The organism is Lacrimispora sp. BS-2 (assembly GCF_040207125.1).
GTDB lineage: Bacteria > Bacillota > Clostridia > Lachnospirales > Lachnospiraceae > Lacrimispora.
In genome coordinates this window covers 1,840,311-1,852,397 of record NZ_CP157940.1, presented here as the reverse complement: position 1 = coordinate 1,852,397, position 12,087 = coordinate 1,840,311, and the positions used below count along the sequence as shown (strand labels likewise).

The window sequence follows — 12,087 nt, the reverse complement described above, 5'->3', positions numbered from 1 at the left end:
TTCTTATCCTCTCGCCCACCGCGCCGGATACCATTTCTGGAACCATGCGGTAAAAGCACCCATAAACGCAGGCAAAGCGGAATTGATTAAACCGATATAAGATGAGTAATCAGTACCCATCAGAATATAGGTCCAAATCGGAGTAATTACATATAAGCCTCCCCAGGCAGCGGTCAAAATGCGGTTTGTTCTCATGAACAGCGGATTTGAAAATGCGTTTTCATTGCCATAGTGCGCTGCGCTGTAATAGGCGGTCAGTGGTATTTTGGGAAAAGCACCGATGATCCATATCAATCCGAATATCAAATAGCTGCCGGAAACGACCAGCCTCGTATCTGCGCCGAATAAGACTGCCAGCGAAAGTCCGGTTACAATCGGGATGCTGATTTGCTCATAGATAACAGGCTGAAACACAAACCATAATAAGGTCACAGACGCAGCCGCGACAATGCCGGCTGCAGCACCGATCGTGGGATTTATGGCTATTGTTGTCCAAATGACAATCCAGGGTAGGAGAAAGGTCATCATGTTGGTTTTGCGCTGCGGTATTTTGCTGGTTGATTTTGATGGCGGTGTACCAAACAACTCATTCCACTTAATCATGAGATTAAAATCGCCGAGTATTTTATAAAGCCGTTTAAATAACGCATCCTGTCCGGAAATTTCACCCCGGGAGATAGAACGCCAGAGGGAATACGGCGTTTCAATCCTTGTGGTATAAGGTTTGAAACCGTCCGTTATGACCTCGGCCCCTTGTTTTGTCAGCATGATCTGATAGGTTTTATCAATGTCGGTATAATAAAACTCCAGTACACGTTCCACGCCGTCCGGTCTATATAGAGCCGACATCTGAATCGTAAAATTTAAGCTGTCATCTTCCGTACCAGTATCATCATTTTTAGAAATACCCCAGGAGGCATCAGCCATTTTTTCAAACACATCCCGGGGATATAAAGGTTCCGTAAGCTCTGCCTGTGTCCCGGAACGGATTCCACCGGCGGCATATTCCGCCCCGGCACGGCGGACGATATCCAGATACGCATCCGTGCGGTCTTTTAATTCCTGAAAATGAAACAGTTCTCCCTGCCCGCAAAGAATTGACGTATAGGTGCCTTTGCCGCATAAGTGGTCAAACATGGCTATAACGGCGTCATAATTACCTTTTTGAGTCCAAAAGCCGCAAGTTGAAATAACAAGGTGTTTTTGATGGGTCAAATCAACCCTTGCCGGATGATTTCCGCTTTCATTTCCCTCAGCCATGAAAGGTAAATTCAGTGGCAATTGCCGGTCAATGAGATTTTTTAAATCGCCGGGAACGCCGAAATAATACAGCGGAAAAGACCAGATGATCACATCGGCTGAAATCATTTTGGCGAGAATTTCACTCATATCGTCGTTTATGACACACATTCCCGGTGTTTTACTCCAACAGGCAAAGCATCCCAGGCAGCTCTTTATGTTGGCTTTTGCTACGTCAATAATCTCTGCATCTTCCCATTGGGCTCCCTCTAAAAATGCACGGGTAAGGTACATGGTATTGCTGCTTTTACTTTTGGGAGAACCATTCAAAACTAAAATTTTCATCGTTTCATCTCCTCTAACATAGCAATCGCCTTGTCTGCCCAGTTAAGTCCGGCGTCGAAAAACACATCTCCGTAAAGCGCTACTATTTCCCAATATTTTGATTTTCGTTCGTCGCCGACAATTGCTCCATATTCAGAGATTATATCATGGGCGGCGCTCATTTCCTTGCTGCTTTCCATACATTGTTTGCGATAGGTGCGGAGCATTTCCAATGATTGATCGATATCTGTCTCTCCAGCGAAGAATACGCGCATCAGAAATGCACTTCTTATACGCATTGCGTCGGCAATATCCGATTCCGGCGAGGACAGCCAGTTGCCAAGTTCCTCTTTTCCGCTGTCTGTTATGCTATACACCCGTTTGTTCGGCTTTTGGTTCTGGATCACACGCTCGCTGGTCAGCCAGCCGCAACGCTCCATGGCATCCAGTTCACGGTAAATCTGGCTGTTCTTTGCCTGCCAGAAAAACGAAAGAGAATCCTTAAATGCCTTATCCAGCTCATAGCCCGTCATTGAGCCATAATTCAGCAATCCAAGCAGACCATGCTTCAGTGACATACATATACCCCCTTTGTTATATATTCAACAAGTTGATTATATAACAAAGGGGGTATAGTGTCAAGTTCAACCTGCTGTTTTTCACGCTTTTTCAGATAACTATGAGGCGTGCATGATCTTATGTCTGTCAGAGCGCAAAAAGGGCAGGGGTTAGAGCAAGATAAAAACCGCAGGACACAATGATCCTACGGTTTTTATCAGAAACATAATCTCTTTTTTTTTGTTATTCTCCCTGATACATGTATTTAATGAGTCTTTCTACATCTTCCGGGTCATGAGCAACCAACTCCAGTTCATTGATGATGCTGCCGTTGGAAAAAATGGTGGCCATGGATAAGTACTGGCTTAATTTGGACTTTAAGTTGATCCGGTCACCTTCCTTGGAAACCAGCTCAACGGTGCCTTTGCACTGCTCGATTACCTTGAAAAATTTTTCTACGTCTGTGATATTTTGAATTTTCATGTGAATCCCTCCTCTGAAATGTCCGTGAAATGAATGTCATTTCCTACGTCCTTATTATAGCAGTGTTCTTTCTCTGGTACAATATGGAAAAAACAAGAAAAGGAAGTCAAACTACTGTTTATTATGTATAATAAGAACATAAATGTGAAAAGGGAGAATAGGATCATGAAGAGGATACGGGAATATGGCATCATTACGGGTAGACTGGCTCCGGGACCCCTTGATAAAATCACGGATGTGGAAGGCGTTCTGGTGGCAGCGGCTTATATTCATAATGGTTTTGGCAAAAGCCAGGGACTGATTCAGATGGAAGCACCGAGAACCTGATGATAGGCGGACGGACTGTTGGAGAGGAAATTGCCCGGATAACAGAGCCGCAGGTTCTGGACAGAGGCTCTATCATGACCGTCATAGCTACGGAACTTCCTGTCTCAGACCGTCAGTTAAAGAGAATTATAAAGCGGGCCGGTGTAGGGCTTTCCAGAACAGGCAGAAAAAGAACTGCTTTCCATCCGCATTCTAAAAGAAAGTGCTCTGGAGACGGCTTTCACGGCTGCGGCAGAAGCGACGGAGGAAGCGGTCCTCAATTCTCTTGCCATGGCAAAAACAACCACAAGCTGCAAAGGTAATGTGGTACATTCCCTGACGGACCTGTGGCTTTCTAAAGGGCAGCCTTAATCAAAGTCTGCGTGGTAAACCTGATCAGGAGTGTGGATGTCAATGGCACTTAAATTAAACTGGTCCTCGAAAATCTGTATTTTGTATTCGAAAAAAGTGTCATCCGTTTTCTTAGACATAAATACATAGGCTCCCGGTTCCTTGTCCTCAATTTCGTCGCTGATCTCGTTGTAGATTTCTTTTCCGTCCACCGGGCCTTTATAGCCTGTCATGCGGATGGTTCCTTCGATTGCCTGATAGAATTCTTCCATAAAGCAGTACCTCGTTTCTGATTCATTTTATATGAATACTATTATAAGCAATCTTTTCCATTGCTGCAAGAATTACTTGAATCTTCTTTGAGAGGGTGTATAATAGGACAGGGTCAAAATCTCGCAGGAAACGACAGGATATTTGCCCCCAGCAGCATTTACCAGATGCAGGAATACAGGCATTTTTGCGCCTGGATCATTGCCAGCAGAAATAAAATGGAGGGATTGATTGGATATGGATTTGATATACAGACCCAGAAGATTAAGAGCATCAGATACCTTGAGAAAGATGGTACGGGAAACCAGAGTTTCAAAGGAATCTCTTATTTATCCTCTGTTTGTGGTGGATGGAAAAGAAATTGTGGAAGAAATCCCTTCCATGGAAGGCCAATACCGCTACAGCGTGGACCGGCTCCCTCAGATTATGGACCGGCTGGTAAAGGCCGGTGTGGAAAAAATCCTTTTGTTTGGAATCCCGGCTCATAAAGACGCCTGTGGAAGCCAGGCATATGATGAAGAGGGAATCGTACAGCGCGCCATCCGCTTTATCAGGGAACATTATCCTATGGTATACATTGTTACGGATGTGTGCATGTGTGAATATACATCCCATGGACACTGTGGAATCCTTGACGGAGAATCGGTTGATAATGACAAGACCCTGGAATATTTGAACATGATAGCCCTATCCCATGTAAAAGCAGGAGCTCATATGGTGGCCCCTTCCGACATGATGGATGGCAGGATCGGTTCCATGAGACAGGCCCTTGATGAGGCAGGCTTTGTGAATGTGCCGATCATGGCTTATTCAGCCAAATATTCCTCCGCATTTTACGGACCATTCAGGGAGGCCGCCGGGTCTGCCCCGTCTTTTGGAGACCGGAAAAGCTATCAGATGGATTACCATAACAGGAAAGAAGCGTTAAGGGAAGTGGAGTTAGATGTGGCGGAAGGTGCTGACATCGTAATGGTAAAGCCTGCTCTTTCTTATCTGGATATCATAAGGGAAGTGGCGGACCGCCATGACCTTCCTGTGGCAGCATACAGCGTAAGCGGTGAATATGCCATGATAAAAGCGGCTTCCAAAGCCGGTTTTATTGACGAAGAAAAGATTATATGCGAGTCGGCGGTGAGTATATACCGTGCAGGCGCGGATATCCTTATTACATATTACGCAATAGAGCTTGCCCGTTTTATGGACGAGGGAAAAATCGGCTGATGGAAGCCGACGGCCTGGAAGGGGTCAAAGACCCTTCTCCCGCCGTATCCTTTTAATGTCGTCAAGAAGAAGCGCGGTTACCCGAAGGCCTCCCCGTCCGACTCCTAAGCTGATATCAGGCTTGTTGCTCCCATGAAAATCAGAGCCGCCTGTGGGAAAAAGGTCGTAAAGCCTTGCCAGTTTTCTTAATTTACCGCTTTCATACTGATTGTTGGAAGAGTGGTAGACCTCCAGACCGTGAAGCCCTAAGTCCTTTAAATAGCGGACCAGCTCCTCCGTCCTTTTATCACCCAGGTGATACTGGTATGGATGGGCCAAAACAGGGGAAGCCTTACATCGGGTAAGGATTTTCATGGCGTGCTCCGGGGTGATTTTCTCTTTCCGGGGACAGTAAGGACCACTGTGGTCCAGATATTTTTTAAATGCCTGGTCCATGTTCTTTACGTAGCCCTTTTCAAAAAGGATCCGGGCAAAATGGGCACGGGTTATGACAGTGTCAGGATTTCCTGCCATTACCTCGTCTAATGTGATGGAAATGCCGGCATTTTGGAAGCGGCGTATCATTTCTTCATTCCTTTTTTTTCGAATTTCTTTAAGAGCATCCGTTTCAGAGATAAATTCCCGGTCCGTGGGATCGACATAAATCCCCAGAATGTGAATTTCTTCTCCCTGGTACACACAGGAGAGTTCAATTCCAGGAATGATTTCAATTGGAAGTCCGGCGGCGGCAGCCTGTGCTTCTAAAAGACCGTCAATGGTATCGTGATCGGTCAGTGCAATGGCCGCAAGTCCCTTTTCTGCGGCCAGGGTTACTACTTCAGAGGGAGTGAACGTGCCATCCGAAGCATTGGAATGAACATGCAAATCGACAAATTTCATAAAAAACCTCCAAAATGAAATAGTTTGGTAACACTATAGTAACATGTTTTTTCCATTCTGTAAAATGTTGAAAAAAGGCGAAAAATAATTAAGAAAATTCATAAAATCGTAATAGCATTTCCCACAAAGTATGGTATACTACTCAATGTAAAGATACAAAATCATGTAAAAAGGTGAAGTAAATGAATCAAATAGATAACAGACAAAAAGGTGGGGGAAGAGCCTATTCTTCCCGGAATGGAAGCGGCAAAAGTGCATCGGAAAATAGCCGCAGGACTGGACAGGCCTACAGAACAGGCGGCTCCTATCAGCAAAGGCGGGGAAAGAGAAGAAAAAAAGGGCCTCAGTATAACATCACAAAGATACTTTTGGGAATCATTTTGGCTGTTATTGCTTTTATCTGTGTTATGGCGGCTGTTAAGCTTATTGGAGGCCATAAGGCAAAGGAGACGGAGGTAAATCCCACAACCGTTTCAGAGCCGGAATTACAGAAAGAAGTTAAAGTGGATGGAATCACCATCACCGGCATGTCCAGGGAAGAAGCCCGGGCTGCCATTGAAGAGAAGTACCCATGGGAGATGAAGGTCACCTATCATGAAGACCAGTACGAACTTAAGAATCTGCTGGACAAAAAGATAGACCCCCTGCTTGAAGAGATCTATTCAGGGGAACCAAAGGAAAGCTATACACTCGATTTTGACGGACTGGATGAGGACGTTCAGGCAGAGGTAAAAGCCATTGCAGGAAAATGGGATGTTGCAGCCAAGAACGGTTCTATATCAGGATTTGACAAAGATACCGGGAAATTTGTTTATTCCGGAGAGAAGAACGGAGTAGTGATTGATCAGGATAAGCTGGCATCAGACATTTTAACCCAGCTTAAGGCTAAGAATTTCCAGGCAGTTATCCAGGTGGATGGAAAGGCAGTTGCCCCTAAGATAACCGAGGCCCAGGCAAAGGAAATGTATAAGGTCATAGGCACTTATTCAACAACCACCACGGCTAACAGTGCCAGGAATAAGAATATTGAACTGGCTTCCAACGCTTTAAACGGCCTGATTTTGCAGCCGGGAGAAGAGTTTTCCTTCAATAAAGCCACAGGGGAGCGTTCTCCTGCAAAGGGATACCGTCCGGCAGGCGCATATTTGAACGGAGAATTAGTAGAAGAGCCAGGCGGAGGCGTATGCCAGGTGTCCTCCACATTATATAATGCGGTGGTGTTTGCAGGTCTTTCGACGACTGAGCGCCATGCCCACAGCTACGAGCCTTCTTATGTAACACCAGGTGAGGATGCCATGGTAAGCTACGGCGGACCTGATATGAAGTTCGTCAATAATTCTTCCACTGCCGTAGCCATCAGGAGCAGCTTTGCCGACCGGAAGCTGAAAATCTCCATTGTGGGAATTCCGATTCTGGAGGAAGGCGTTACATTATCCATGACATCGAAGAAAACAGCGGAGTTAGATGCTCCGGCACCAGTCTACGAGGAAGACCAGACGCTTCAGCCTACTGAAGAAAAAATCGTTAAGGCGGAGACAAAGGGAAGCCGTTGGGTCACCAACCTGGTTACCAAGAAGAATGGCGTTGTGGTAAGTGATGAGTTTTTCCATAACAGTACGTACCGTGGAAAACCGGCGACCATCAAGCGGAACAAGTCAGGAGTGGTCATTCCGCCCACAAATCCGGAAAGTTCCGCCCCTGAAAGCAGTGGGGCAGGTTCCCAGGGAAATACAGAGACCACTGCACCTCACAATGAAGAGACAACCGGGAATTCCGGCGGGGCTCAGGGACCGGGTGAAAAGCCGGGAACACCGGAAACCCAGCCTACCCAGCCTCAGGGACCATCTTCTACCACAGAAGCAGCTGGCGGTGAGGGTGGCCAGAATGTCATTCCTCCCAACCCTTTTAATTAAAAACTACACAAAATCAGACAGGACTGGACAGAATATTCTTTCCAGTCCCTTTTTATCGGATTGTTTTGAAAATAATACTTTATTTTCCTGTTTTAATATTTGCAATTTGTTGAATAATTGTTATAATAATGTCAGGTCACTTTCCCTATACGGGAACCAATTTATACATTATTCACATTTGCAGGAGGAAATCAAGAATGGCAAGAAAAATGAAAACCATGGATGGTAACCATGCAGCAGCTCATGCGTCATACGCATTTACTGATGTAGCGGCTATCTATCCGATTACCCCATCTTCACCCATGGCTGAAGCAACAGATGAATGGGCGACAGACGGAAGAACCAATATATTTGGTCAGAAAGTACAGATTACGGAGATGCAGTCTGAGGCAGGTGCAGCTGGTGCAGTACACGGTTCCTTAGCAGCAGGTGCGTTGACCACCACCTATACAGCTTCTCAGGGTCTTTTACTCATGATCCCGAATCTCTATAAAATCGCAGGCGAGCAGTTACCAGGTGTAATCAACGTATCCGCACGTGCAGTTGCAAGCCATGCTTTATCTATCTTTGGTGACCACTCCGACGTATACGCATGCCGTCAGACAGGCTGCGCTATGTTATGCGAATCCAGCGTACAGGAAGTTATGGACTTGACTCCGGTTGCTCATATGGCAGCACTCGAGGGCAAAGTACCATTTATCAACTTCTTCGACGGTTTCCGCACATCTCATGAGATCCAGAAGATCGAAACCTGGGATTATGAGGATTTAAAAGAGATGGTAAGTATGGATGCCATTGACGAATTCCGTCGCCGTGCATTAAATCCAAACCATCCGGAGTTAAGAGGTTCCGCTCAGAACCCTGACATCTTCTTCCAGGCAAGAGAAGCATGCAACCCATATTATGACGCTTTGCCTGCAATTGTTCAGAAATATATGGACAAGGTTAATGCAAAGATCGGAACTGATTACAAATTATTCAACTACTACGGAGCTGCTGATGCAGACCATGTAATCATTTCCATGGGTTCCGTAAACGATACCATTGAGGAAACCATTGACTATCTGATGGCAGCAGGAAAGAAGGTAGGCGTGATAAAGGTCCGCTTATACCGTCCGTTCTCTGCAAAAGCTTTCATTGATGCGATCCCGGATACAGTTAAGACTATTTCCGTATTAGACAGAACAAAAGAGCCAGGTTCCTTAGGCGAGCCTTTATATCTTGACGTTGTTGCAGCCCTTAAGGGAACAAAGTTCGATCAGGTTAAGATCTTAACCGGACGTTATGGCTTAGGTTCCAAGGACACCACACCAACTCAGATCGTTGCTGTTTATGGCAACAAGGAGAAAACTCCGTTTACCATCGGTATTGTGGATGATGTGACTCATCTCTCTCTTGAGACAGGCGCACCAATCGTTACAACTCCGGAAGGAACCACAAACTGTAAGTTCTGGGGTCTTGGTGCAGATGGTACGGTAGGTGCCAACAAGAACTCCATCAAGATCATCGGTGACAACACGGATATGTACGCTCAGGCTTACTTTGATTATGACTCCAAGAAGTCCGGTGGCGTTACCATGTCTCACTTACGTTTCGGACACAAGCCGATCAAATCCACGTATCTGATCCGTCAGGCTAACTTTGTGGCATGCCACAATCCGTCTTATATCCGTAAGTACAACATGGTTCAGGAACTGGTTGACGGCGGAATCTTCTTATTGAACTGTTCATGGGATGCGGCTGGTCTTGAGAAGCATTTACCAGGGCAGGTGAAGAAGTTCATCGCTGACCACAACATTAAGTTCTACACCATCGACGGTGTGAAGATCGGTATTGAGACCGGTATGGGCCAGACACGTATCAACACCATCCTTCAGTCCGCATTCTTTGAACTGACCGGAATCATTCCTTCTGAGAAAGCAAACGAACTGATGAAGGCGGCTGCAAAGGCTACCTACGGACGTAAGGGCGAAGAAATCGTTATGAAGAACTGGGCAGCTATCGATGCTGGTGCAAAGGGCGTTGTTAAGGTAGATGTTCCTGAAAGCTGGAAAAACTGCGAGGATGAAGGCCTTGATTACAAGGTTATCAAGGAAGGCAGAAAGGATGTTGTTGATTTCGTTAATAACATTCAGTCCAAGGTAAATGCACAGGAAGGAAATTCCCTGCCTGTATCCGCATTCAGCGATTATGTCGATGGTTCCACACCATCCGGATCTGCTGCATTTGAGAAGCGCGGTATTGCAGTTACTATTCCTGGCTGGGTTCCTGAAAACTGTATCCAGTGTAACTTCTGTTCCTATGTATGTCCTCATGCAGTTATCCGTTCTGTGGCTCTGACTGAGGAAGAAGCAGCAAGAAAGCCTGAAGAAATGAAGACTCTTCCAATGACAGGCATGCCAGGATATCAGTTCGCTGTGACTGTATCCGCATTTGACTGTACAGGCTGCGGTTCCTGCGCAAACGTATGTCCAGGAAAGAAGGGCGAGAAGGCTCTTGTTATGGTTGGCATGGAAGAAAACTGCGAAGACAAGCAGAAAGTATATGATTTCGGCCAGACACTTCCTATCAAGCAGGAAGTTATCGACAAATTTAAAGAAAATACCGTTAAGGGCAGCCAGTTCAAGAAGCCTCTTCTTGAGTTCTCAGGAGCATGTGCAGGCTGTGGCGAGACACCTTATGCAAAACTGATCACCCAGTTATTCGGTGACAGAATGTATATTGCAAACGCAACCGGATGTACCTCCATCTGGGGTAACTCCTCTCCATCCACACCTTATACCGTAAATGCCAAAGGACAGGGTCCTGCATGGGCTAACTCCTTATTTGAGGACAATGCTGAATTCGGTTACGGTATGATGCTGGCTCAGACTGCCATCAGAGGCGGCTTAAAATCAAAGGTTGAAGAGATTATGAATTCCGAAAAGGCTTCTGATGAAATCAAGGCAGTCTGCAAGGAATACCTGGATACCTTTGAGACAGGTGCAACCAATGGTTCAGCAACCGATAAGTTAGTTGCAGCATTAGAAGGCATTGAGTGTGATACCTGCAAGTCTATCCTTAAGGACAAGGATTTCCTGGCTAAGAAATCTCAGTGGATATTCGGCGGCGACGGCTGGGCATATGATATCGGCTTCGGCGGTGTTGACCACGTGCTTGCAAGCGGCAGAGATATTAACGTTATGGTATTTGATACAGAGATCTATTCCAATACCGGCGGACAGTCTTCAAAGTCTACCAAGACAGGTGCTGTTGCACAGTTCGCAGCAGGCGGTAAAGAAACAAGAAAGAAAGATCTTGCCAGCATTGCCATGAGCTATGGTTATGTGTATGTAGCACAGATCGCTATGGGTGCTGATTATGCACAGACTGTTAAGGCAATCTCTGAGGCAGAGGCATATCCGGGACCATCTCTGATCATCGCTTATGCTCCATGTATCAGCCATGGTATCAAGAAGGGCATGTCCAAGGCTCAGACAGAAGAGAAGCTGGCAGTTGAGTGCGGTTACTGGAACAACTTCCGTTACAATCCTGTTGCTGAGAAGAAGTTCACTTTAGACAGCAAGGCTCCTGCATTAGAAGGATATCAGGAATTCTTAAAGGGCGAGGTTCGTTATGCATCCTTGGCTATGAAGAATCCTGAGAGAGCAACTGAATTATTTGCAAAGAATGAAGCAGATGCTAAAGAGCGGTATGAATACCTGCAGAAGCTGGTTACCTTATACGGTAATGATTAATTGATCTTCATGTAATAAGATACAGGCCCGGATGAACCATCCGGGCCTGTTTTTGGGAAATACAAAATTTGGATTTTTGAATTGTAAAGAAATTACAAGAAAAAAGCGCTCCCTCTGACAGGAAGAAACGTTTGTCAGGGGAGCGCCTTTTGATGCATAGTTTCCTAAAAATATGTAATTAAACCTGTTCTGTACCAAAACGATTGTCTTCGTCAACGCTCTGAGAGCAATACCAGACGATAAGAAGAATGGCTCCTATAAAGGGAACAAATGCAATAAGTATCCAGAAACCTGATTTGTTAATGTCGTGAAGCCGGCGTATTCCAAGAGCGATACCAGGAATCAGGGCTGCAATACCATAAATAGTAGAGAGTAATCCTAATATATCCGAAATGTTACCCAGCACTGCTAATAGTAATATAACGAGGACATTGAACAATACAGCCATCCAATAGCCCTTTACTGTTGTGCGCTCCTTGAAGTTAAAATAATTTTTCCACATTGCCGCATATTCATTCATAATTTTTGTTACCTTTCTTTTCTTTTGTACTATGCATATTCATTATATCATAAAAAATTAATAAAATATATGGTAATTTTATAACAACATAAGCTTTATTTAGAATAAATTTATATTGTTTTATGATTTGTTGATTTAAATAATACTACTATATTTTTTACTGATAGATACAACAAGATGTTTTGAGGAAGATCAAACTTTTTGTGGTTTCACAGACTCTTCCACAAAAAGACATGAACATTTAAAACAAGACAGGCACTGGGCATTTATGCGGGAATAAACTTAC

11 protein-coding genes and 1 pseudogene are annotated in these 12,087 nt (G+C 45.1%); 6 read left to right on the top strand and 6 right to left on the bottom strand.

All coding sequences use genetic code 11. From position 1 onward, the window contains the following. Nucleotides 1-3: 3 nt before the first annotated feature. The 3 genes from ABFV83_RS08770 to ABFV83_RS08760 all read right to left on the bottom strand — a co-directional run bounded on the left by ABFV83_RS08770 (nucleotide 4) and on the right by ABFV83_RS08760 (nucleotide 2,604). A complete protein-coding gene (locus ABFV83_RS08770; RefSeq protein WP_349948499.1) occupies nucleotides 4-1,584 on the bottom strand; it encodes a flavodoxin family protein in 1,581 nt (526 codons plus the stop codon). Then, a complete protein-coding gene (locus tag ABFV83_RS08765) occupies nucleotides 1,581-2,141 on the bottom strand; it encodes a PadR family transcriptional regulator (protein WP_349948498.1) in 561 nt (186 codons plus the stop codon). Before ABFV83_RS08765 ends, ABFV83_RS08770 begins: the two co-directional genes overlap by 4 nt. A 223-nt stretch (nucleotides 2,142-2,364) precedes the next feature. Further along, entirely contained in the window at nucleotides 2,365-2,604 is a 240-nt protein-coding gene (locus ABFV83_RS08760) for a hypothetical protein (RefSeq protein ID WP_025232640.1), read from the bottom strand. Between the two features lie 165 nt (nucleotides 2,605-2,769). Here ABFV83_RS08760 and ABFV83_RS08755 point away from each other — a divergent pair, with 165 nt between their 5' ends. From ABFV83_RS08755 to ABFV83_RS08745, 3 genes and pseudogenes are all read left to right on the top strand, one after another. Beyond that, entirely contained in the window at nucleotides 2,770-2,931 is a 162-nt protein-coding gene (locus ABFV83_RS08755; RefSeq protein ID WP_349948497.1) for a hypothetical protein, read from the top strand. Beyond that, a pseudogene (locus ABFV83_RS08750) lies at nucleotides 2,931-3,041 on the top strand (S58 family peptidase); the annotation flags it as partial. The gene ABFV83_RS08755 and the pseudogene ABFV83_RS08750, both read left to right, overlap by 1 nt. Nucleotides 3,042-3,105: 64 nt before the next feature. Next, nucleotides 3,106-3,282: a P1 family peptidase gene (locus ABFV83_RS08745; protein WP_349948897.1), complete on the top strand. Its 177-nt coding sequence runs from the start codon at nucleotides 3,106-3,108 to the stop codon at nucleotides 3,280-3,282. On the opposite strand, the gene ABFV83_RS08740 is transcribed toward ABFV83_RS08745, so the two are convergent. Beyond that, nucleotides 3,279-3,533: a hypothetical protein gene (locus ABFV83_RS08740; protein ID WP_349948496.1), complete on the bottom strand. Its 255-nt coding sequence runs from the start codon at nucleotides 3,531-3,533 to the stop codon at nucleotides 3,279-3,281. The genes ABFV83_RS08745 and ABFV83_RS08740 overlap by 4 nt on opposite strands. A gap of 235 nt (nucleotides 3,534-3,768) precedes the next feature. Here ABFV83_RS08740 and hemB point away from each other — a divergent pair, with 235 nt between their 5' ends. Further along, nucleotides 3,769-4,752, top strand: a complete 984-nt coding sequence (gene hemB, locus ABFV83_RS08735) for a porphobilinogen synthase (RefSeq protein WP_349948495.1) — start codon at nucleotides 3,769-3,771, stop codon at nucleotides 4,750-4,752. Nucleotides 4,753-4,776: 24 nt separating this feature from the next. Here the strand turns inward: hemB and ABFV83_RS08730 are convergent, their stop codons facing one another. Then, entirely contained in the window at nucleotides 4,777-5,631 is an 855-nt protein-coding gene (locus ABFV83_RS08730) for a PHP domain-containing protein (protein ID WP_349948494.1), read from the bottom strand. Nucleotides 5,632-5,813: 182 nt separating this feature from the next. Between ABFV83_RS08730 and ABFV83_RS08725 the strand changes: the two genes are divergently transcribed. Continuing rightward, nucleotides 5,814-7,544 (top strand): VanW family protein, encoded by a 1,731-nt coding sequence (locus tag ABFV83_RS08725; RefSeq protein ID WP_349948493.1) that lies wholly within the window; start codon nucleotides 5,814-5,816, stop codon nucleotides 7,542-7,544. Between the two features lie 197 nt (nucleotides 7,545-7,741). Then, complete coding sequence (gene nifJ, locus ABFV83_RS08720; RefSeq protein WP_349948492.1) at nucleotides 7,742-11,281, top strand: pyruvate:ferredoxin (flavodoxin) oxidoreductase; 3,540 nt, start codon at nucleotides 7,742-7,744, stop codon at nucleotides 11,279-11,281. Between the two features lie 178 nt (nucleotides 11,282-11,459). On the opposite strand, the gene ABFV83_RS08715 is transcribed toward nifJ, so the two are convergent. Continuing rightward, a complete protein-coding gene (locus ABFV83_RS08715; protein ID WP_349948491.1) occupies nucleotides 11,460-11,801 on the bottom strand; it encodes a DUF805 domain-containing protein in 342 nt (113 codons plus the stop codon). Between the last annotated feature and the right edge of the window lie 286 nt (nucleotides 11,802-12,087).